Below are 21383 nucleotides of genomic sequence, written 5' to 3' on the forward strand. Positions count from 1 at the left end.
TCTCCTCCTTGCCCAGCGTCTCCTTCTCCAGGAGCGCGAGGACCAGGTTGTCGAGCACGTCGCGGTTCTCGACCAGGATCTCCCAGGCCTCGTTGCGGCCCCCACACGTCTGTCCGCCGCCGTGGAACCGGGCCCGCTGCGGCCTGTCCGGCGGCTAGAGTCCTCGCAGTCGCAGTCGCAGTCGCAGTCGCAGCCGCAGCCGCAGGACAGAGGGAGGACCGCTCATGACCGGCAGAGCCAAGGTCGACATCAGCCTCGACGCCGAGCTCGTCGTGGAGGTGATGGTCCTCGCCGGGGTCGGTTCGCCCCAGGACGCGGTGGAAGCCGTCGTACGCGACTACATCGCGCGCGGCCACCGCACCGAGGCCCGCGTGACGGTGCAGGACGAGCCGCGGCGGCGCGAGCCCGACCCGGTGCAGCAGCCGCCGCAGGGCTGAACCTCACCGCCGGGTGTGGCGCGTCTGAGCGGCACCGGGCGCCGCGGCGGAGCACAGTGGGCGCGGGGAGCGGTCCGGCGCGGGCCGCTCCCTTCGACCGCCGTCAGGGAGCGCCGATGAGCCAGGCCGTGTCCAGACGTTCCGTGATGCGGTTGCTCGGAGCGGTGGGTCAAGGCCTCGGAGCCGGTGGCTGCGCGGACCAGGTGGCCCCCGACGCGCCCGCCCGCAACGGACCCCCCGCCGCCGCCACCCTCCAGGGCGGCGCTCCCCGGATCGACGCCCTGTTGGCCGAGCTCACCCTGGAGGAGAAGACCGCCCTGCTGCACGGCGGTCAGGATCCGGCCCCGCTCGGGCAGGCCGGCTGCGGGCCCGGCGTACCGCGGCTCGGCATCCCGGCGCTACGGCTCCCAACCTCATCCGCGCCCCGTACGCGGGCCGGAACTTCGAGACCTTCTCGGAGGACCCGCGCCTGACGGCGGACCTCGTGGCCGGAGTCGTCCACGGCATCCAGGACGAGGGGCTCATCGCCACCGTCAAGCACTTCGCGCTCAACAACCAGGAGCGGGGCCGCGTCGACGTCGTGGTGGCCGAGCCGACCCTCCACGAGACGGAACTGCGCGGCTTCGAGGCGACCGTCTCCGCCCGGGCGGGCTGCGTGATGGCCGCGTACAACAAGGTCAACGGCACCTACGCGTGCGAGAGCGGGCCGCTGCTCGCCGAACCGCTGCGGGAACGGTGGGGGTTCGAGGGCTGGGTGATGTCCGACTGGACGCCGCGCACAGCACGGTCGCCGCCATCGGCGCCGGACTCGACATGGAGATGCCCGGTGGCACCCACTTCGGAGCCCCGCTCCAGCAGGCCGTACGCGGCGGCTCCGTCCCCGAAGCCGCCGTGGACCTCGCCGTGCGCCGGATCCTGGCCACCATGGACCGCTTCGGGCTGCTCGCGGGCCGCACGGCGGCCCGTCCCGGCCGGGATCCCGCCGCCGGGTCGCGGGTCGCCCGCCGGGTCGCCACCGCGGGCGCCGTGCTGCTGCGCAACGAGCATGCCATCCTGCCCCTGACCGGTGCGGCCGCCCGCTCGATCGCCGTGATCGGGCCCACCGTCACGTTCCCTTCGTCAGTGGGGGCGGCAGCGCCCACGTGGTCCCCGACGGGGCCGCGGCCCCGCTCGCCGCCATCCGCCGCCGCGCGGGGAATGGCGGTGCCGGCGTGCTCCACACCCTCGGCGAGGACCTGTACGGCCGTCCGCTGCCCGCGGGGCTTTCGGCCCAGGCGGTGAGTCTGGCCGACCGGGCGGTCGAGGCGGGGCGGAGCTGGCGGTACGAGGGCGCGTTCACCCTGGCCGCGGCCGACGAGTGGACCCTGCTCGTCCACTACACCGGCAAGCGGCCGAGCGTCCGCCTCGACGGGGAGGAGCTGTTCCCGGTCCGGCACGGAGTGGCCGGGTACTTCGCGGGGGGCTGTTCGGCTCCGCACCCGTCGGGTTCGCCGTCCGCCGCCGCAGCCTGGCCCTCGCGGCGGGCGTCCACCGGCTCGCCGTCACGGCGGAGGGCGGGGACAAGGGGCAGCGCTTCCGGCTGCTGCACACCTCGAAGGCGACGCGGGCCGCCGATCTCGCCGAGGCCGTGGAGACCGCCGAGGGCCCGTGGCTCTCCCGTACCGCAGCCCTCCTCCAGATGTACTACCCCGGTGAGGAGGGGGCGGCGGCCACGGCCGGCATCCTCTTCGGGGACGTGGACCCGGGAGGCCGGCTCACCGTGGGACCCGCAGCAGCGCGGATGGGTGGTGGGATCCGGCCGTCGCGAGGTGTTCGTGGACCGTTCCTCCCGTGACCTCCCACTGAGGGCAAAGGCTGTGGTGAGGAGCAGATAGGCTGCCCGTTCGGCGTGTCACAGGGGACGCGCCGGGACGAATCGGGAGGACGTACCGGTGCACATCCAGGAATGGCTGGAGACGATTCCGGCGGTCAGCATCTATCTCCTGGTGGGTCTGGTCATCGGGCTGGAGAGCCTCGGCATCCCGCTGCCGGGAGAGATCATCCTGGTCAGCTCGGCGCTGCTGGCCTCGCAGAACGGGGAGATCGACCCCGTGGTGCTGGGGATCTGCGCGTCCGCGGGGGCGATCGTGGGCGACTCGATCGGCTACGCGATCGGGCGCAGGGGCGGCAAGCCGCTGCTGGAACGGCTGGGGCGGCGCTTCCCCAAGCACTTCGGGCCGGACCACGTGGCCCAGGCGGAACGCTCCTTCGAGAAGTGGGGGATGTGGGCCGTCTTCTTCGGGCGTTTCGTGGCGCTCCTGCGGATCTTCGCGGGGCCGCTGGCGGGTGTGCTGCACATGCCGTACTGGCGGTTCCTGACCGCCAACATCCTGGGCGGCATCCTGTGGGCGGGCGGCACCACCGCCGTCATCTACTCGATCGGGATCGTCGCAGAGCCGTGGCTGAAGGGCTTCTCGTGGGTGGCTCTGGTGGTGGCGCTCCTGATCGGCCTCACCGTGACGCTGGTGCTGCGCACACGCATGAAGAAGGCGGCCGCGGTCGCCACCGCCGCCAAGGAGCCGGCCGGCGCGGAATGACCCCGTGCGGCCGGCCCCGCCCGCTGCTGCCGCGGACGGCCGGCCCGGGGCAGCAGCGGGCGGTCCGCCGCTGCCGGGCCCGGCGTTCAGCCGGCCAGTGCCGCGCGGTGCTGCTCGGCCAGGTCCGCGTACATCAGGGCGTTCACCCGGATGCCCTCGCGCTCCTCGTCCGTCAGCTCGCGCCGCACCTTGGCCGGGACGCCCGCGACCAGCGACCCCGGCGGAACCACCATCCCCTGGGGAACCAGTGCCTGCGCGGCCACCAGGGAGCCGGCGCCGATCAGCGCGCCGTTGAGGACCGTCGCGCCCATGCCGATCAGGCAGTCGTCCTCCACGGTGCAGCCGTGCACCACCGCGTTGTGGCCGATGGAGACGCGCTCGCCGATCGAAACCGGGAACCCGGGGTCCACGTGGAGCGTGCAGTTGTCCTGCACGTTGCTGTCCGCTCCGAGCACGATCGGGCCGCAGTCGGCGCGCAGCACCGCCGAGTACCAGATGCTCGTGCCCGCGGCCAGGGTCACGTCGCCGACCACGACGGAGGTCGGCGCGGTGAAGGCGGTGGGGTCGATCTTCGGGGTCCTGCCGCCCACACCCGCGACGAGTGCCCGGCTGCCCTGCTCGGCCTGATGCGTCATGCTTCTCTTCCTCGGTGCTCGGTGCTCGGTGCTCGGTGCTCGGTCCTGGTCCGCCCTGTCGCGCTACCGGCACGGTAGGGCACGGACCCCGCGCGGCCCGTGATGGGGTGAAGATCACGGCGCGGTCCGGGCCCCGGGCGCGCTACGGTGGCCCGGTGCCGAAGAACCAGAACACGTTCTCATCCCTGACGGGCCTGCGACGCAGGCTCGGCAGCCGCGCCGCCCACGCCGCCTGGCGCTGGATGCAGCGGGCCGGAGCCGTGACCGCGCAGACCCCGGGCCGGCTGCGCTTCGGTGCGATCGGGGACGGCACCCGGCTCGCCTTCCCCCAGGGCACGGTCTTCGGCGAGCCGTGGATCCGGCTCGGCGAGCACTGCATCATCGCCGAACAGGTCACGCTGACCGCCGGCATGATGCCGGACCTCGACCTCGGGGCCGAGCCGATGCTCGTACTCGGGAACGGCGTGGTCCTCGGCCGCGACACCCACGTCATAGCCGACGCCCCGATCACCATCGGCGACGACACCTTCTGCGGGCCCGGGGTCTACATCACCTCCACGAACCACAGCTACGACGATCCGCACGAGCCGGTCGGCAAGCAGTGGCCGCGCAGCGCACCCGTCGAGATCGGACCCGGCTGCTGGCTCGGCACGGGCGCGGTGATCCTGCCGGGAGCGCGGCTCGGCCGCAACGTGGTGGTGGCCGCGGGGGCCGTCGTACGGGGCGAGGTGCCCGACCATGCGGTGGTGGCGGGGGCGCCGGCGCGGATCGTACGCCGGTGGCAGCCGGACACGGGCTGGCAGCCGCCGCTGCGCACTCCGGCTCCCGTGCCGATCCCGGACGGAGTGACCCCGCAGCAGCTGCGCGCCCTGGCCGAGCTGGCGGAAGGCGAAGCCGGACAGCGCGAGGCGGCGACCGAGCCGGCTTGAGCCGAGCGGTCCTAGCCGGCGGCCAGCAGGACCGTGCCCGCCAGGGCCAGGCCCGCGCCGACCGCCTGGACCGCGCGCAGGCGTTCCTTGAGTACGGCGAAGGCTGCGAAGGCGGTGATCACCGGGTAGAGCGAGGAGAGCACGGCGGCCACGGTGACGGGACCGTGCTGGGCCGCGACGGAGTACGTGCCGTTCGCTGCGACGTCCGCGAGGCCGGTGAAGGCGAGCGCGGGCAGCAGCCCCCACAGCACGCGGAGGCCGGCGCCCTCGGGCAGGGCCGGGGTGCCGCGCCGGGCCTGGACCCACAGGGCGGTGCCGCCCGCGGCCACGTTCGTGACGCGCTGGACGAACAGGGCGAGGAAGAGCCCGGTGACGGTGGTGGAGGCCTGCGCGATGAGGGCCATCACCGCGCCGAACCCGAAGGCCGCGACCAGGGTGAGCACCACGGCCTGGCGCTGTACGGGCGCCCCGCGCAGCTCCGGACCTCCCGCCAGGACGATGCCCACGACGGCCACCGCGATGCCCGCGAACTGGCCGGGCCCGGGCCGCTCGCCCAGCGCGAGTCCCGCCGCGACGGGCACCACCACCCCGAGCGAGCCCAGCGGGGAGACGACGCCCATCGGGCCGAGGGCCAGCGCCTTGTAGAAGCTGAGCATGGCGACCGGGCCGACCAGGCCCGCCGCCACCGCGAACCACAGCTGGGGCCCGGCCTCCCGCCAGGCCCCGGTCCCGAGCACGACGGCGCCGAGCGCGAGGACCGCGAGGACCTGGGAGGCCACGACCACGGTCAATGCCGGTATCCGGCGCGTCAGAAGACCGCCGCCGAAGTCGGCGAGCCCCCACAGTACGGCGGTGGCCAGGGCGAAGAGGGCGGTCATGCGGGGCCTCGCAGTACAGTGCAGTGAACGGTGGAGTGCAGTGTGGAACACAGCGCACGATAGTTCATTCCATTGGACCGCTGCATCCAACATAGTGGACGGAAGGCTGCCGGACGGTGTCGGACCTCGAAGAGCTCACCCAGGCGCTCGCCCGCAACCTCAAGCACTGGCGCGGTGAGCGGGGCTTCACCCTGGACGCACTGTCCGCCCGCGCCGGGGTGAGCCGCGGCATGATCATCCAGATAGAGCAGGCCCGTACGAACCCCAGCGTCGGCACGACCGTCAAGCTGGCCGACGCCCTCGGCGTGAGCATCACCACCCTGCTCGATCACGACCGCACCCCGCAGGTCCACGTGGTGCTGCCGGGGCAGGGCGTGCGGATGTGGTCCACCGAGGCGGGCAGCGGCGCCAGCATGCTGCTCGGCGACGACCGGCGCGGCCCGGTGGAGATGTGGGCCTACCGCCTGGAGCCGGGGGAGAGCACGGTCTCCGACCCGCACCCGGCCGGAACCTTCGAGATGCTGCACGTCACGGCCGGGGAGCTGACCCTCGTCGTCGCCGGCGAGCGGTACGCGGTGCCCGCGGGCGGGGCGGTGTCCTTCGAGGCGGACCGCCCGCACGCCTACCGCAACGAGGGCCCCGCCCCTATGGAAATGACCCTGGCCGTCTCCATCCCGCCCGTCGGCATCCCGCCCGTCGGCGCGCCGTAGGGTCGCTACAGCGCCGGGATCTCGATCGCCGGGCAGCGGTCCATGACCATGTCCAGGCCCGCGGCACGGGTGCGGGCGAAGGCGGCCTCGTCGATCACGTTCAGCTGGAACCAGACGGCCTCCGCGCCCGCCGCCACGGCCTCGTCGGCGACCGCACCCGCCAGGGCGCTGTTCACGAAGACGTCCACCACGTCCACCTTGAAAGGGATCTCCGCCAGGGAGGCGTAGCCCTGCTCGCCGTGGACCGTCTCCGCCTTCGGATGGACGGGAACGACCCGCTTGCCGAACTGCTGGAGCACTCGGGCCACCGCGTACGCCGCCCGGTCCCGGTTGTTGGACAGGCCCACCACGGCCCAGGTGTCGCCGAGTTCGGTGAGGATCTTGCGAATGGTTGCCGGGTCGCCGTGCACGAGTGACGCCTCCTGTTGCCTTCCGGTCGCGGGACCGCATCCGCCCCGCCTCGGACGTCAACGGGAAGAACGCATGTCGGATTCCCCTCGGACCCTGATTAGGGTGGTGCGGTGAAGTCAGACCAGTACGTGACGGTGGCCCGCGAGGGCGTGCACGAGTCCGAGATCAACCGCTCGCGGTTCCTGTGCTCGCTCGCGCCCGCCGCTACCGAGCAGGAGGCGCAGGAGTTCGTCGCGCGCATCCGCAAGGAGCACCCCACCGCCACGCACAACTGCTTCGCGTACGTGATCGGCGCCGACGCCTCCGTCCAGAAGGCCAGCGACGACGGCGAACCCGGCGGCACCGCCGGCGTGCCCATGCTGCAGATGCTGATGCGGCGCGACATCCGGTACGCGGTGGCCGTGGTCACCCGGTACTACGGCGGCGTGAAGCTGGGCGCCGGCGGTCTGATCAGGGCCTACGGCGGCGTCGTCGGCGAGGCCCTCGACGCGCTCGGCACCGTCACCCGCCACCGCTACCGGCTGGCCACCGTCACCGTCGACCACCAGCGGGCCGGCAAGACCCAGAACGACCTGCGCTCCACCGGCCGCACGGTGGTCGACGTGCGCTACGGGGCCGCAGTCGAGATCGAGGTCGCCCTCCCCGAAGCGGACCTGCCCGCGTTCGAGGCCTGGCTCGCCGACAGCACCGCCGGTACGGCCACCCTCACGCTCGGCGGTGAGACGTATGCGGCCCAGCCGCCTTCCGTGACGGGTTAGCGTAGAGGGGTTCCACGAGCAGGAGACGGGCAGGGGGCGGACGGGCATGTGCGCGCAGACGGCCGGCGGGGCGGCCGGCGAGTGAGGCTCCTGCACACCTCCGACTGGCACCTCGGCCGGTCCTTCCACCGCGTGAACCTGCTCCGGGCCCAAGCCGCCTTCATCGACCACCTCGTCGAGACCGTCCGCGAGCACCGGGTCGACGCCGTCCTCGTCGCCGGGGACGTCTACGACCGGGCCGTGCCCCCGCTGCCCGCCGTCGAACTGTACGACCGGGCCCTGCACCGGCTCGCCGACCTGGGCGTCCCGACCGTGATGATCTCCGGCAACCACGACTCCGCCCGCCGGCTCGGGGTCGGAGCCGGGCTGATCGGCCGGGCCGGGATCCATCTGCGCACCGACCCCGCGGGCTGCGCCGATCCGGTGGTGCTGGCCGACGTACACGGTGACGTGGCGCTCTACGGGCTGCCGTACCTGGAGCCGGCCCTGGTCAAGGACTCGCTCGGGGCGGGGAAGCCGAGCCACGAGGCGGTGCTCGGCGCGGCCATGGACCGGGTCCGCGTCGACCTCGCCGCCCGCGCCCCCGGCACCCGCTCCGTCGTCCTCGCCCACGCCTTCGTCACCGGCGGGCAGGCCAGCGACAGCGAACGCGACATCGCCGTCGGCGGGGTCGAAGCCGTCCCCGCCTCGGTCTTCGACGGGGTGGACTACGCCGCCCTCGGGCACCTCCACGGCTGCCAGACGATCAACGAACGCGTCCGGTACTCGGGTTCCCCGCTCGCCTACTCCTTCTCCGAGGCCGACCACCGCAAGTCCATGTGGCTGATCGACCTCGGCCCCGGCGGGGAGATCAGCGCCGAGCGGATCGACACCCCCGTGCCGCGCCGCCTCGCCCGGCTCCGGGGCCGGCTCGACGCACTGCTGGAGGAGCCCGCGTACGCCGCGCACGAGGACTCCTGGATCGAGGCCACCCTCACCGACCCGGTCCGCCCCGAGGACCCCATGGCCAGGCTCGCCGCCCGCTTCCCGCACACCCTGAGCCTCGCCTTCGACCCCGAGGCCCGCGAGGAATCCGGCAGGGCCTCGTACGCCCAGCGCCTCAAGGGCCGCAGCGACCAGGAGATCGCCGAGGACTTCGTCGCCCACGTCCGCGGTGGGGGCGTCGCCGACGAGGCCGAACGGGCCGTCCTCCAGGACGCCTTCGAGGACGTCCGCGCGAACGACAGCCGGCAGGAGATCCACCGATGAGGCTGCACCGGCTCCGGATCACCGCCTTCGGACCCTTCGCCGAACCCCAGGAGATCGACTTCGACGCGCTCTCCGGCGCCGGGATCTTCCTGCTCCACGGGCCCACCGGCGCGGGGAAGACCTCCGTCCTGGACGCCGTGTGCTACGCCCTGTACGGGTCCGTGCCCGGGGCCCGCCAGAGCCCCGGCACCAGCCTGCGCAGCGACCACGCCGCCCCCGCCACCCCGACCGAGGTCACCCTCGAACTGACCGCGGGCGGACGGCGCCTGGAGATCACCCGCCGCCCCGAACAGGACCGGCCGAAGAAGCGCGGCACCGGCACCACCCGCGACAAGGCCCAGAGCCGGCTGCGCGAGTACGACGGGGAACAGTGGCTCGCGCTCAGCCGCTCCCACCAGGAGATCGGCGAGGAGGTCGAGCAGCTGCTCGGCATGAGCCGCGAGCAGTTCTGCCAGGTCGTCCTTCTGCCGCAGGGCGAGTTCGCCAAGTTCCTGCGGGCCGACGAGACGGCCCGCGGCCGACTGCTGGGCCGGCTCTTCGACACCCGCCGCTTCGCCGCCGTCGAGGCGCTGCTCGCCGAGCGCCGCCGGGCCGCCGAGGCCAAGGTGCGCGCCGGCGACGAGAAGGTGCTCGCCGCCGCCCAGCGGCTCGCCCAGGCGGCGGGCGACTGCGCCGACCTGCGCGCCTGGCCCCTGCCCGGCCACCAGCCAGGGGACCCCGGACTCGCCGGGGCCGTCCGCGCCTGGGCCGCCGTCGCCCGGTGCTCGGCACGAGAGCGCCTGACCGTCGCCGAGTACGCGCTGGCCGCCGTCGAGGGCCGCCATGCCGCCGCTCGCCGGGCCGCCGAGGAGGCCCGCGAGCTCGACCGGCTCCAGCGCCGGCACGCCGAGACCGTCCGCCGGGCCGACCTGCTCGCCGAGGCGGCTCCCGAGCGGGAGCGGGTGCGCGAGCTGCTCGACCGGGCCCGCCGGGGCGCCCTGGTGGCCCCCGCCCTCGAACTGCGCGGAGCCGCCTCCGCCGCCCACCTGGCCGCCGCCCATGCGGAGGCCGAGGCCCGCGCGCAGCTCCCGCCGCCGCTCGCCGAGGCGGGCGCCGAGCACCTGGCCGCCGTCGAGCAGCGGCTGCGCGAGGACCTCGGGGCGCTGGGCGCGGCCCGGCGCGACGAGCAGCGCAGCGCGGAGATCGGCCGCGAGCGGGCCACCCTGGAACGGGAGGCCCGCGACGCCGAGGAGCAGCTGCGGGAGTCCGCCGACTGGCTCGATCGCTGGGAGGCCACCAGGGCCGCCCTGACCCGGCGGGTGGATGCCGCCCAACAGGCCGCGACCCAGGCCGAGCAGCTCGCGGGCCGGCTGGAACCCGCCCGGCTGCGCCTGCACTCCGCCCAGCGGCGGGATGCGCTGGATGCCGACGCGCAGCGCACCGAGGGCGAACTGCTGCGCGTACGGGAGGAGTCCGGGGCCGCCCGGGAGCGCTGGCTGGAGCTCAAGGAGGCCCGGCTGCGCGGGATCGCCGCCGAACTCGCCGAGGCGCTGGCGCCGGGCGAGCCCTGCACGGTGTGCGGTTCGGCCGAGCACCCCGCCCCGGCCCGGCCGGCGCCCGGGCATGTGGACCGGGCCGCCGAGGACGCCGCCCACGCCCGCTACGAGCAGGCCGAGGAGCGCCGGGCCGCCGTCGAGCGCAACCTCGCCGCGCTGCGGGAGGCCCGGGCCGAGGCCGCGACCGCCGCCGGGGACGCCACCACGGCGGAACTCCTCGCCCTGACCTCCGACCTGAGTGCCCGGCACGCTGCCGCCCACGCCCTGGCCGCCGGACTGCACGGCGCCCGCGAGCAGGTGGACCGCGCCGAGCGCGAGTACGCCGCCCGCAGCGCCGAGCGCCTCGACGCCGAACGCCGGTCCGCCGCCAGGGCTTCCCGGCGCGAGGCCCTCGACCGGGAACAGGCTGCGCTGGAGGCGGAGCTCGCCCGGGTACGGGGCGACGCGCCCACCGTCGCGGCCCGCGCCCGCATCCTGGAGGACCGGGTCCGCATGGTCGCCGCCGCCGCCACCGCCCTGCGCCGGGCCGAGGCCGGCGCCGCCCGGCTGAAGGAGGCCGACGACCAGCTCGCCGACGCCGCCTTCAAGGCGGGCTTCGACACCGTCGAGGCCGCTGCCGACGCGGTCCTCCCGGACTACGAACGCACCGCCCTGCAGCACCGGCTGGACGCCTGGCAGGCCGAGGAGGCCATGCTGGCCGACCGGCGCGGCGAACGCGACACCGCCGCGGCCGCCGCGCTGCCCCCGGCCGACCCGGAGACCGCCGAGCGGTACGCCGAGCAGGCCGCCGCCCGGCTGCGGACGGCCGGCTCGGCCGTCGATGCCGCCCGGGTGCGCTGCGCCGAGCTGGACCGGCTTTCCCGGCAGGCGGAGCAGGAGCTGCGCACCCTGGGCCCGCTGCGCGAGGCGTACGAGCGGGTGGCCCGCCTCGCCGGGCTGACGGCGGGCACCTCGGCGGACAACGAGCGCAAGATGCGGCTGGAGGCGTACGTGCTGGCCGCCCGCCTGGAGCAGGTCGCGGCGGCGGCGACGCTGCGGCTCCAGCGGATGTCCGGCGGGCGCTACACGCTCGTGCACTCCGACGCCAAAGCCGGCGGACGCGGACGGTCCGGTCTCGGGCTGCACGTGGTGGACGCGTGGACCGGCAGCGAGCGGGACACCGCCACCCTGTCGGGCGGCGAGACCTTCTTCGCCTCGCTCGCCCTCGCGCTCGGGCTCGCCGACGTGGTCACCGACGAGGCGGGCGGCATGCGGCTCGACACCCTCTTCATCGACGAGGGCTTCGGCAGCCTCGACGACCAGACACTGGACGAGGTGCTCGACGTCCTGGACTCGCTGCGTGAACGGGACCGCAGTGTGGGCATCGTGAGCCATGTCGCCGACCTGCGCACCCGCGTCCAGGCCCAGTTGGAGGTCGTCAAGCACCGTGGCGGTTCGGTGGTGCGCCACCGCACCGCGGGCCTCAGGGACTGAGCGGGCGGCGCGGCAGCGGCGAGGAGTAGACGATGCTGGTGGTGACTGCGCCGAGCCCGGCGATCCGGCCGGCGACCTCCTCCAGATGACCCATCGAGCGGGCGGCGACCTTGAGGACGAAGCAGTCGTCCCCGGTGACGTGATGCGCCTCCAGGATGTCCGGGGTGGCCTCCAACAGGTCGTGGAACGGCTTGTAGTTGCCGTGCGGATAGCGCAGCCGCACCAGCGCCAGGATGGACTTGCCGAGCTTCTCCGGGTCCACCACGGCCGTGTAGCCGGTGATCACGCCGGCCTCCTCCAGCCGCCGGACGCGCTCGGTGACCGCGCTCGCGGACATGGACACGGCGCGGGCGAGCTCCGCGAAGCTGGCGCGGCCGTCCTCCTGGAGGGCCGTCAGGATGCGCCAGTCGGTGGCGTCAGGGGAATAGTCGGTCATGAACCAGATGTAGCAGGGGAATCCCCGGCTCAACAAGGAGAAGGCCGGGGAAAGCCACTTCCCCTGGTGATCATTCGCTCGTAGATTCTGAGCCATGACGACGACACAGCGCACCGCCGCCCCCGCCACGGCCCCGGCCTCCGCGACCACCGGAGCCGCCGCGTCCGCCCCGGCCGAGAACCCCGTGCTCCGGGTGGCCCCGGCCACCCCGGCCGCGGCCGCCGCGTACTTCGCCGCGAGCCTCGCCTTCCACGCGGACGTGTCCGATGTCGCCGCGGCCTTCAAGGCCCACCGCGAGCAGGGCGCCGAGCTCGGGTTCCAGCTCGTCGACTCCCGCTCCACCCCGGCCTGGGACCAGGCCCACGTCCCCGGTGCCGTCCACCTGCCCACCGCGCTCATCCCCGAGCAGGCCGAGCAGCTCCTCGACAAGAGCATCCCCGTGGTCACGTACTGCTGGGGACCCGGCTGCAACGGCGGTGCCCGCTCCGCCCTCGCCCTCGCCCAACTCGGCTTCCAGGTCAAGGAGATGCTCGGCGGGATCGAGTACTGGATCCGCGAGGGCTTCGAGGTCGAGACCTGGCAGGGCAGGCAGCAGCGCACGGAGGCCGACCCGCTGACGGCGCCGACCGACTCCGAGGACTGCGGCTGCTGAAGCACCGCGCGCGGCCGGGCCCCGGCCGCCGCCACAACCGTCCGGCGGCCGCGCGTCAGGCGTCGGGCCGCCGCGCGACAGCCGTCGGGCCGCCCGCTCCCACGGGGAGGCGGGCGGCCCGTCCCCAGGGGACGCGGTCAGAGCTTCGACAGCTCGTCCACCAGGTCGTCCAGGCCCAGCGAACCCTGCGACAGGGCCGCCATGTGCCACGCCTTCAGGTCGAAGGACCCGCCGTGCGCGGCGCGGGCGTTGTCCCGGCCCAGCAGCCAGGCCCGCTCGCCCAGCTTGTAGCCGATGGCCTGGCCCGGCATCGACAGGTACCGGGTCACCTCGCTCTCGATGAAGTCCGCGGGCCTGCCGCTGTGCAGCGCGAAGAACTCCTGCGCCAGCTCGACCGTCCAGCGCTCGCCGGGGTGGAACGGGGAGTCCGCGGGGATCTCCAGCTCCAGGTGCATGCCGAGGTCCACGATGACCCGCGCGGCGCGCATCATCTGGCAGTCGAGGTAACCCAGGCGCTGCTCCGCGTCCTTGAGGTAGCCGAGCTCGTCCATCAGGCGCTCCGCGTACAGCGCCCATCCCTCGACGTTGGCGCTCACCAGGCCGATGCTCGCCTGGTAGCGGGAGAGCTGGTCGGCGACGTGGGCCCATTGCGCGAGCTGCAGGTGGTGGCCCGGCACGCCCTCGTGGTACCAGGTGCTGACCAGGTCGTACACGGGGAACCGGGTCTGACCCATCGTCGGCAGCCAGGTACGCCCCGGGCGGGAGAAGTCCTCCGAGGGGTTGGTGTAGTACGGGGCCGCCGCGCCGCCGGGCGGGGCGATCATCGATTCCACCCGCTTCACCCGCTCGGCGAGCTCGAAGTGGGTGCCGTCGAGGTTCTCGATGGCCTCGTCCATGAGGCCCTGGAGCCAGGCCCGCACCTCGTCGACGCCCTCGATGTGGGCCCCGTGCTCGTCCAGGTGCTTCAGCGCCTCCCAGGGGCCGGCCCCCGGCAGGATCTTGGCCGCCTCGGCCTTCATCTCGGACAGCAGCCGGTGGTACTCCGACCAGCCGTACGCGTAGGCCTCGTCCAGATCCAGGTCCGTGCCGTTGAAGTACCGCGACCAGCGGGCGTAGCGCTCGCGTCCCACCGGGTCCGGGGCCCCGGCGACGGCCGGGGCGTACACCGAGCGCATCCAGTCGCGGAGCTGGACGAGGGCCGCGGTGGCCCCGGCGGCCGCCTCGTCCAGCTCGGCGCGCAGCGCCTCGGGACCGCGGGCCGCGAACGCGCCGAAGAAGCCTCCCGGGTCCGTGGCCTGCGTGCCCCCGGTCCCCTCCGCCCCGGACCCCTCCGTGCCCCCGGTCTCCTCCGTGTCCTCGCCGGCCCAGGTGCCGAGCTGGTCGATGAAGGTGGCGGTGGCGCGCGGGCCGCCGTACAGACCGCGGTCCAGGCCGAGCCGGAGGCTCTCGCGGTAGCCGGCCAGGGCGGCCGGGACCGCCCGCATCCGCTCGGCGACGGCCGCCCAGTCCTCGTCCGTCTCGGCCGGGGTGATGGTGAACACGTCGCGGACGGAGTGTGCGGGGGAGTGGATGTTGCTGACCACGCGCAGGTCCTCGTCCGCCTCGTGCACCGCGAGTTCGGCGGTCAGACGCTCGCGCAGCAGGCGGGCGCAGCGGCGCTCGGCGTCACTGTCCGCTCCGGGCAGCTGCTCCGCGGCGGCGAGGCGGGCGAGGGTGGAGCGGGCCAGGTCGGCTACGGCCGCGCGGCCGGCCGGGGAGAAGTCCGGGAGCCGGCTGGAGCACGCGGCGACACCGAGGTAGGTGCCCGTGATCGGGTCGATGGCGATGAGGTCGTCGACGTATGCGTCGGCGACCTGACGGGGCAGCCGGGACGCACTGTCGCTGCGAGGGGTCTCTGACATGCGGCCATCTTCGTACGGGGGACCGCCCCGCGTCATCACCGTTCCGGGTCAGCCTGCTGACGCCCAGGGGGGCCGCACACCCCGGACCTGTTGCGGCACCGGCAACCGTTGCCCGGCGTGGGCCACTTCACACCTCGGCCACGGGGTGCCGCCGCCCGTCCCGGGGCCGGAACGGGCGGGCCGGTCCGGTCCCGGGGCGGGACTCAGCGCGGATGGTGCTGCTCGCGCTGCTCCTGCTCCTGCTGCTGTACGAGCAGCGGGCCGGCCGTGGCGGCGTCCAGCCGGGCCGTGATCACCAGGGTGCCCTCCTCGATCTGGTAGTCGAGGGGCAGGCCGAGCCCGCGCATGGCGGCGACCATGCCGGTGTTGGCGGCCTGGGTGACGGCATACACGCTGTCGCAGCCGGCCTCGACTGCCATCGCGAGCAGGCGGCGCAGCAGTTCGGACCCGATTCCGCGGCGCTGCCAGTCGTCCTCGATCAGCAGCGCGACCTCGGTCTCGTCCCCGTCCCACAGCAGGTGGCCGAGGGCGACCAGCTTGCCGGACGCGGTGGTGGCGGCGAGCGTACGGCCGAAGCGCGGGCTCAGCAGGTGGCCGAGGTAGCGGTCGGCGTCGGCCACCGGGCCGTGGTAGCGCAGGCCGAGGGTGCGCTCGGAGCAGCGGTCGTGCATCGCGCGGGCGGCGGCCAGGTCGGAGCCGTCGGCGCGGCGCACGGTGACCTCGTTGCCCTCGGGCAGGGTCAGGACGTCCTGGGTGCGCGGGACGCGCGGGCCGAGCCGGGCATCGAGCTCGACGAGGGCACGGGCCCGGGCGAACTCGGTGGGCGTGAAGGGCAGGTAGGGCCGCTCGACGGTGATCGCACCGCCCGAGGGGTCGCGCAGCCGCATCACCGTCGCTTCCAGGACACCCTCGACCGGGGCGTCGGCCCCCGCGTTCGGGCGGCCGGAGAGGGTGGTCGCCGGGATCGACTGGATGGTGCAGCGGCCGAGGAGCTGGCGCAGGGCGAGCGGCAGTTCGGCGGCGTCCAGGGCGGTGCGGGTGGCCAGGCCCAGCACCCGGGTGGGGGTGTCGACCAGGTCGTGCGCGTCGGCGCGCTCGATCCAGGTGCTGCGGCCGCCCGCCCCGGCGACGGCCCGGCCGAGGTCGGCCGAGGTCAGCTGCTGGGGGGAGCGCAGCAGGAACTCGTCCACCGTCCCGCCTTCCGGGAGCGGGTGGGTCTGGAGGGTCAGGATGTCCACGCCGCCCCCGGCCAGCGCGGTGCAGAGCGCCGCCAGGCTGCCGGGCTCGTCCCGCACGGTCGTCCGCATCCGCCACAGGGTGGTGGTGGGGGCGGTCGCCGAGGGACCCACCTCCGCGACGGGCGCCGCCACCGATCCGGCCGCGGCGCCGGCCGCGGAGCCTGCGGCCGGGGCGGCGGCCGGATCGGCGGGCCCTGTGGCCGTCGGCGGCGGCGCATGGCTGTGGCGGCGCGCCCACCAGGTGTGGAACGCGGCCGTGACCAGGAGCGCGACGGCCGAGGCGATCAGCAGGACCGGGCCGCTCGGACCGTGCGCGACGAGGTTGGCGATGCCGTCGGCGACCGCGACGGCGCAGAACAGGGCGGCCAGTTCCACGAGGTCGCGGCGCCAGTGGTGGCGGTGGGGACGCTGGGCAGGGGCGGCAGTGCGTTCAGTCATGCATGCCACTGTGGCGCAGGGGTGTTGCGTGATCACGAACGGTCTGTGACCGATGGGTTAAGTATCCATCTGGCCGATTACGCCCTGTTTTTCACGAGGTTTCCCGGCGCAGCGGAGGAGGCGGCTACTGTCCCACGCGTCCCGGCTGGAGCGTCCTGGAGAAGAGTACGCCGCCTCCCTGGCGCCGCAACCGGACGGTGAGTTCCCCGCTCCCGCCGTCGATCCCGACCTCGCCGTAGTACGGGGGGTTCTCGGACGGCGCCATGTTGGCCAGCGGCGCTGACTGGACGTACGCGGTCATCGGGCCGAAGGTCGCGTCGAGCTTTCCGGCCGGGAAGCCGCCGGCGCCGACGGGGCCGGAGACGAACTCCCAGAACGGCGCGAAGTCGGTGAACGCGGCCCGCTCGGGGGCGTAGTGGTTCGCGGCCGTGTAGTGCACGTCGGCGGTGAGCCAGAGGGTGCCGGTGATGCGCCGGTGCTTGATGTGACGCAGGAGTTCGGCGATCTGGAGCTCGCGGCCGAGCGGGGCCCCCGGATCCCCCTGGGCGACGGCCTCGAAGGCGGCCGCCCCGTCGGGGACGACGATGCCCAGCGGCATGTCGGAGGCGATGACCTTCCAGGTGGCGCGGGAGCGCGACAGCTCACGCTTGAGCCACCCCAGCTGTTCCGCGCCGAGGATGCCGACGGTGTCGTCGCTCTGGCGGCCGGGGGAGTTGGCGTTGCGGTGGGTGCGCATGTCGAGCACGAAGACGTCGAGCAGCGGGCCGTACCGCATCACCCGGTACATCCGGCCCTCGGCGCGGCCGCCGCGCAGGTCGGTGACGGGAAAGTACTCGCCGAAGGCCTGGCGCGCGCGGGCCGCGAGGGTGTCGACGTCCTTGACGGTGTAGCGGGGATCCTCGATGAGCTGGCCGGGGTACCAGTTGTTGCGCACCTCGTGGTCGTCCCACTGGGCGAGCACCGGCACCTGGGCGTTGAAGTCGCGCAGGTTGCGATCGAGCAGGTTGTAGCGGAAGTTCCCGCGGAACTCGGCGAGGGTCTCGGCGACCTTCGCCTTCTCCTCCGTGGTGACGTTGCGCCAGACGCTGCCGTCGCGCAGGGGTACGGAGGCTTGGATCGGGCCGTCCGCGTAGATCGTGTCCCCGCTGAAGAGGAAGAAGTCGGGGTTGCGCAGCCGCATTTCCTCGAACACCCGGTAGCCGCCGAGATCCGGGTTGATGCCCCAGCCCTGGCCCGCCAGGTCGCCCGACCAGACGAAGCGCACGTCGCGGCGGCGGGACACGGGCGTGGTGCGGAAGGTCCCGCGCACCGGCTCGCCGGTACGGCGCGGGTCGTCGGGGTCGGCGAGGACGATGCGGTAGTGGATCTGCTGCCCGGGCGGCAGATCGAGCAGGGTGGTGGTGCCGGTGAAGTCGGACGCCGGGCCGAGGAACGGGCCGCCGTGGCGCCGGACACCGTAGCGGAACGACTCGCTCGGTGAGGTCTCGACGTACATCCGCGCCGGCCGGTCGGACCGGGTCCACACGGTGGCCGAGTGGGGGGTGATCTCCCCGGACTGGACGCCCCAGGGCGCACCGGGGCGGCCGGAGCGGACGAAGGCCGGGGCTGCGGACGGCGCGGTGGGTCCGGGCGCGGAGCCCAGGGGCGCGCCGAACGCGGGCGAGGCGGTCGCGCTGGACAGGGCGAGGCTCACCGGAACGGCGAGCGAACCGCCGAGCAGGGAACGTCGGGTGCGGGGCATCGGTGCCATCGGGGCGTCTCCAGGGCCGGCGGGGACGGGTCGGACCAGTGTGCCGCCGCACACCGGCCCGTCCGCGTCGGGCGTGCGAACCGTGGATGAACGATCGTCAGCCGCTCAGTCTCCACGCCGGGTTGTGGCCCGTACGGTGTCCACCACCACCCGCGAGACCAGGGCCGGGTCGTCGTTCATCGGGACGTGTCCGCAGCCGGGGAGCCGGACCAGCCGGGCGCCCGGCACGGTCTGCTTGGCGCGCACGCCCTGGCGCGGCAGGAGCAGCCGGTCGCGGGCGCCCCAGGCGATGGTGACCGGCAGCCCCGGTACGTCGGCGGTGAACCGTACGGAACGGCCCGCGGCCAGGGTCTGCTCGAAGCCGGGTGCCTCGCGCAGTGCGAGGGTCTCGGCGACCACGGCCTCCGGCGAACGGCGCGCGGGCCGGGCGTAGATGGTGCCGGTGAGCGCGGCGCGGCCGGTGGCGCTGCGGGCGAGCCGCTCCAGGGTGGGGCGGGGCAGCGTCAGGGCCCCGAGGCGCATCGCCCGCAGGGTGGCGAAGGCGTACCGCCGCTCGGCCTCCGTCCAGAAGCCGGCCGGCGACAGCGCGGTGACCGAGCGGACGAGGCTGCTGCGGCCCATCTCCAGGGCGAGCAGCCCGCCCAGGGAGTTGCCGACGACGTGCGGGCGCTCGACCCCGAGGGCCGAGCAGAGCGAACCCAGGGCCGCGACGACGGTGCCCAGGTCGTACGGAACCCCCTCGGGCAGGGGCTCCGAGACGCCGAAGCCGGGCAGGTCGACGGCGATGACGTCGTACTCGGCGGCCAGGATGTCGGTCACGGGGTGCCAGGCCTGGAGGTGGTGGCCGATGCCGTGCAGGAGGAGCAGTGGTTCGCCGTCTCCCTTGCGCTCGTAGGCGACGGATGCGGTGCGGGGGCCCAGCGGCGAATCGATCGTGAAGGAGACCGTGGCGGTCATGCTGCTCCTCGTCGGGTGGACGCGTATGAGACAGGCCGTCAGTACTGCCTACCGCCATGATTACCGTCCGGTAGCCCTCGACTACAAGCCTCGCGGGCGTGTCGGGGCGGGCGCGAACATCGCGTGAACGGCTTGATACGTATGCCCGATCTGCCCGGTAAAGGGGTGAGCATTGGTCTTGACCAAGGGTGGGTGCCGTCCTATGGTCGCAGGGATAGTGCAGGAACCTTTAATAAACAAAGGCGCGGAACTGCCGCTGGAACACGGCGATTGCAGCGATGGCAGGAGGAGTCAGGGTGGGGACCACGCAGCTCGAAACGGTGCCGGAGCCGAAGTACTGGCACCTGAAGACCGTCCTCAGCGAGGCGCTCGACCAGGACTTCGCCGTGGGCGAGGTCCTGCCCAACGAGCGTGAGCTCGCCGCCCGCTTCGGAGTCGCCCGCGCGACCCTCCGGCAGGCCCTGGAGCAGCTGGAACTCGAAGGCCGGCTGCAGCGCCGCCGCGGCGTCGGCACCACCGTCGCCCCGCCGCGGGTCGGGGTCGCGGTCGGCGGAGCGCAGCACGGCTGGCCCGCGGAGGGCATCGACGGGTGGGAGTCCGTGGACGCCGCCGAGACCCTTCCGCCGGCCGCCGTCCTGGGGCTCCTCGGCACGTCCGCCGACCAGCCGGTGCACGCGGTGCGCCGGACCCGGTTCAGCCACGGCCAGGCCGTTGCCGCCGAGCTGCTGTACGTGCCGGCCGGTTCGATCCCCGGGCTCTCCGCCATCGACGCCCCGGCCGGTCCGGCCCGTGCCCGCGCCGTCCTGCGCGAACTGCAGCGGCTCGCCCTGGAGGGGCAGGACCGCTCGGTGGAGCTCGGCTCGGCCCGCGCCGACGACGCCAAGGACCTGGACCGGCTCCCCGGAGCTCCGGTGCTCGTCGTCACCACCCGGTACTTCACCGCTGCGGGCACGGCGGCCGTGTCGGTCGCGACGTACCGCGCGGACACCTGCCGGCTGACCTTCGGCGACACGGGGGAAGTGGAAGTCACCCCCGCCCACCGCGCCGCCTCCTGATCGCGTCGCCCGCGCCGAGGGTCGCCCGCCCCCGGTTACGTCCCGGACGCGGGCGGCCTTCCGCGCCGCGCGACGCACCGGCGCTGCCTCGGCAGCAGGGCTCGTGCGGCCCGGGCGTCGTCGCCCCGGCCTTGCGGACGGTGTCAGCGGCGGCGGGCCGTGACCGTCTTCTCCACCGCGAAGAGCTCCTCTTCCACGTGGTCCATCGCCAACCGGAGCGCCCCGGTGGCCACCGCCGCCTCGCCGAGCAGGGACTGCGCCACCCGCGGCGGACGCAGGCAGTAGCGCTCCAGCTCCCGGCGCAGGGGGTCCAGGACACCGTCGAGGCCGGCGGCCCAGCCGCCCACCACGACCAGTTCCGGATCCATCGCCAGGACCAGCGCCGCCACGTCGTGCACCAGCCGCTGGATGAACCGCTGCACCGCGGCCACCGCGCGCTCATCGCCCCGCCTGGCCTTCGCGAAGACCTCCGCCACCGCCTGCTCGTCGAGCGGGTGCAGCGGTTCCCCCGTGGTCGACAGCAACCTCTCGGGAGTGACCTCGCGGCCCAGCAGATGCAGCGCACCGATCTCACCGGCGGCCCCGCCGAAGCCGCGGTGCAGCCGGCCCCCGATGAGCGACCCTGCTCCGGGGCTGAGCCCCGCCATCACGAACACCACGTCGTCGGTTTCCTGCGCAGCCCCCTTCCAGTGCTCGGCGACCGCCGCCGCATTGGCGTCGTTCTCCACCTGCACCGGACAGCGGAAGGAACGCCGCAGCCGCTCCCCGAGCGGCAGACCGGTCCAGCCGGGCAGAGCCGTGCCGAGGCGCACGGTGCCGTCCGCCTCCACGATTCCGGGGCTCGCGACCCCGACCGCCCGCAGCGAATCCCGTGGGACTCCGGCCCGCCGCAGCAGGTCGGCCACCGCCGCCCGCACCCGCTCCAGCCGTTCGTCGGCCGAGGCGGTCTCGGACACCTCCTTGGTGCCGGCGCCGATCACCCGGCCGTCCAGGCCGGACAGCAGGACCGCCACCCGGTGCGAGCCGATCTCGATCCCCAGCAGGTGCCCTGCCTCGGCCCGGAAGCGGTAGCGCCTGGCGGGGCGACCCTGCCGGCGCGCGCCTTCCTCCGCAGCGGCCTCGACGACGAGCCCGGCCGCGATCAGCCCCTCGACCACGCCTTCCACGGTCGGCCGGGACAGCCCGGTCACCCGGGTCAGGTCGGTGAGGGTCGGCGCATCCGCCGCCCGCAGTGCGCGCAGCACCACGGCCGAATTGATCCGCCGGAGCAGAGAGGGATCCCCGCCGGTCAGCTGCCCCAACGTGTGTCCTCCCAGATGGCGAGCCTGTCTGCCGGATCGTACTGCCCACCCGGTGCGGCGGCGAT

General features: G+C 74.3%; 21 protein-coding genes and 1 pseudogene. 13 read left to right on the forward strand and 9 right to left on the reverse strand.

The window, feature by feature from the left end:
• Window positions 1-224: 224 nt before the first annotated feature.
• The 6 genes and pseudogenes from AB0B01_RS20360 (at window position 225) to AB0B01_RS20385 (ending at window position 3013) form a co-directional block, all read left to right on the forward strand.
• A complete protein-coding gene (locus AB0B01_RS20360; RefSeq protein WP_361720663.1) occupies window positions 225-437 on the forward strand; it encodes a DUF2191 domain-containing protein in 213 nt (70 codons plus the stop codon).
• A 128-nt stretch (window positions 438-565) separates the two neighbouring features.
• Window positions 566-910: a hypothetical protein gene (locus AB0B01_RS20365; RefSeq protein ID WP_361720666.1), complete on the forward strand. Its 345-nt coding sequence runs from the start codon at window positions 566-568 to the stop codon at window positions 908-910.
• A pseudogene (locus tag AB0B01_RS20370) lies at window positions 907-1149 on the forward strand (glycoside hydrolase family 3 N-terminal domain-containing protein); the annotation flags it as partial. The gene AB0B01_RS20365 and the pseudogene AB0B01_RS20370, both read left to right, overlap by 4 nt.
• Before the next feature lie 23 nt (window positions 1150-1172).
• Entirely contained in the window at window positions 1173-1718 is a 546-nt protein-coding gene (locus AB0B01_RS20375) for a hypothetical protein (protein ID WP_361720669.1), read from the forward strand.
• Between the two features lie 76 nt (window positions 1719-1794).
• Window positions 1795-2271 carry a glycoside hydrolase family 3 C-terminal domain-containing protein gene (locus tag AB0B01_RS20380; RefSeq protein WP_361720672.1) on the forward strand — a complete coding sequence of 159 codons (477 nt, stop codon included), beginning with the start codon at window positions 1795-1797 and terminating at the stop codon, window positions 2269-2271.
• Window positions 2272-2368: 97 nt separating this feature from the next.
• A complete protein-coding gene (locus AB0B01_RS20385) occupies window positions 2369-3013 on the forward strand; it encodes a DedA family protein (RefSeq protein WP_361720675.1) in 645 nt (214 codons plus the stop codon).
• 86 nt (window positions 3014-3099) lie between these two features.
• Here the strand turns inward: AB0B01_RS20385 and AB0B01_RS20390 are convergent, their stop codons facing one another.
• Window positions 3100-3648 carry a gamma carbonic anhydrase family protein gene (locus AB0B01_RS20390; RefSeq protein ID WP_361720678.1) on the reverse strand — a complete coding sequence of 183 codons (549 nt, stop codon included), beginning with the start codon at window positions 3646-3648 and terminating at the stop codon, window positions 3100-3102.
• A gap of 155 nt (window positions 3649-3803) precedes the next feature.
• Here AB0B01_RS20390 and AB0B01_RS20395 point away from each other — a divergent pair, with 155 nt between their 5' ends.
• Window positions 3804-4577, forward strand: a complete 774-nt coding sequence (locus tag AB0B01_RS20395; RefSeq protein ID WP_361720681.1) for an acyltransferase — start codon at window positions 3804-3806, stop codon at window positions 4575-4577.
• Between the two features lie 11 nt (window positions 4578-4588).
• On the opposite strand, the gene AB0B01_RS20400 is transcribed toward AB0B01_RS20395, so the two are convergent.
• Window positions 4589-5455: a DMT family transporter gene (locus AB0B01_RS20400; protein ID WP_361720684.1), complete on the reverse strand. Its 867-nt coding sequence runs from the start codon at window positions 5453-5455 to the stop codon at window positions 4589-4591.
• Window positions 5456-5571: 116 nt separating this feature from the next.
• Between AB0B01_RS20400 and AB0B01_RS20405 the strand changes: the two genes are divergently transcribed.
• Window positions 5572-6165 carry an XRE family transcriptional regulator gene (locus tag AB0B01_RS20405; protein ID WP_361720687.1) on the forward strand — a complete coding sequence of 198 codons (594 nt, stop codon included), beginning with the start codon at window positions 5572-5574 and terminating at the stop codon, window positions 6163-6165.
• A 5-nt stretch (window positions 6166-6170) separates the two neighbouring features.
• Here AB0B01_RS20405 and AB0B01_RS20410 read toward each other — a convergent pair whose 3' ends face one another.
• On the reverse strand, window positions 6171-6575 hold the full coding sequence (locus AB0B01_RS20410; protein WP_361720690.1) for a CoA-binding protein: 405 nt from the start codon (window positions 6573-6575) through the stop codon (window positions 6171-6173).
• Window positions 6576-6686: 111 nt separating this feature from the next.
• Here AB0B01_RS20410 and AB0B01_RS20415 point away from each other — a divergent pair, with 111 nt between their 5' ends.
• The 3 genes from AB0B01_RS20415 to AB0B01_RS20425 all read left to right on the forward strand — a co-directional run bounded on the left by AB0B01_RS20415 (window position 6687) and on the right by AB0B01_RS20425 (window position 11590).
• Entirely contained in the window at window positions 6687-7334 is a 648-nt protein-coding gene (locus AB0B01_RS20415) for a YigZ family protein (protein ID WP_361720693.1), read from the forward strand.
• 81 nt (window positions 7335-7415) lie between these two features.
• Window positions 7416-8582: an exonuclease SbcCD subunit D gene (locus AB0B01_RS20420; protein WP_361720696.1), complete on the forward strand. Its 1167-nt coding sequence runs from the start codon at window positions 7416-7418 to the stop codon at window positions 8580-8582.
• Window positions 8579-11590, forward strand: coding sequence for an SMC family ATPase (locus tag AB0B01_RS20425; RefSeq protein WP_361720699.1), 3012 nt, complete (start codon window positions 8579-8581; stop codon window positions 11588-11590). The genes AB0B01_RS20420 and AB0B01_RS20425 overlap by 4 nt, the downstream gene beginning before the upstream one ends.
• On the opposite strand, the gene AB0B01_RS20430 is transcribed toward AB0B01_RS20425, so the two are convergent.
• Window positions 11580-12026, reverse strand: a complete 447-nt coding sequence (locus AB0B01_RS20430; protein ID WP_361720702.1) for an Lrp/AsnC family transcriptional regulator — start codon at window positions 12024-12026, stop codon at window positions 11580-11582. The genes AB0B01_RS20425 and AB0B01_RS20430 overlap by 11 nt on opposite strands.
• 94 nt (window positions 12027-12120) lie before the next feature.
• Between AB0B01_RS20430 and AB0B01_RS20435 the strand changes: the two genes are divergently transcribed.
• Window positions 12121-12678 (forward strand): rhodanese-like domain-containing protein, encoded by a 558-nt coding sequence (locus tag AB0B01_RS20435; RefSeq protein ID WP_361720705.1) that lies wholly within the window; start codon window positions 12121-12123, stop codon window positions 12676-12678.
• 137 nt (window positions 12679-12815) lie between these two features.
• On the opposite strand, the gene AB0B01_RS20440 is transcribed toward AB0B01_RS20435, so the two are convergent.
• From AB0B01_RS20440 to AB0B01_RS20455, 4 genes are all read right to left on the reverse strand, one after another.
• The gene (locus AB0B01_RS20440; protein WP_361720708.1) at window positions 12816-14579 is read right to left on the reverse strand and encodes a DUF885 domain-containing protein; all 1764 of its coding nucleotides are present in this window, start codon (window positions 14577-14579) and stop codon (window positions 12816-12818) included.
• A 203-nt stretch (window positions 14580-14782) separates the two neighbouring features.
• The gene (locus tag AB0B01_RS20445) at window positions 14783-16255 is read right to left on the reverse strand and encodes a GNAT family N-acetyltransferase (RefSeq protein WP_361720711.1); all 1473 of its coding nucleotides are present in this window, start codon (window positions 16253-16255) and stop codon (window positions 14783-14785) included.
• Between the two features lie 124 nt (window positions 16256-16379).
• Entirely contained in the window at window positions 16380-17996 is a 1617-nt protein-coding gene (locus AB0B01_RS20450) for an alkaline phosphatase D family protein (RefSeq protein WP_361720866.1), read from the reverse strand.
• Between the two features lie 114 nt (window positions 17997-18110).
• Entirely contained in the window at window positions 18111-18962 is an 852-nt protein-coding gene (locus AB0B01_RS20455; protein WP_361720714.1) for an alpha/beta fold hydrolase, read from the reverse strand.
• 296 nt (window positions 18963-19258) lie between these two features.
• On the opposite strand from AB0B01_RS20455, the gene AB0B01_RS20460 reads away from it, so the two are divergent.
• The gene (locus AB0B01_RS20460; RefSeq protein WP_361720716.1) at window positions 19259-20017 is read left to right on the forward strand and encodes a GntR family transcriptional regulator; all 759 of its coding nucleotides are present in this window, start codon (window positions 19259-19261) and stop codon (window positions 20015-20017) included.
• Between the two features lie 143 nt (window positions 20018-20160).
• Here the strand turns inward: AB0B01_RS20460 and AB0B01_RS20465 are convergent, their stop codons facing one another.
• Window positions 20161-21318 carry an ROK family transcriptional regulator gene (locus tag AB0B01_RS20465; RefSeq protein WP_361720719.1) on the reverse strand — a complete coding sequence of 386 codons (1158 nt, stop codon included), beginning with the start codon at window positions 21316-21318 and terminating at the stop codon, window positions 20161-20163.
• Between the last annotated feature and the right edge of the window lie 65 nt (window positions 21319-21383).

It is taken from the genome of Streptomyces sp. NPDC044571, assembly GCF_040647115.1.
Taxonomy (GTDB): Bacteria; Actinomycetota; Actinomycetes; order Streptomycetales; family Streptomycetaceae; genus Streptomyces.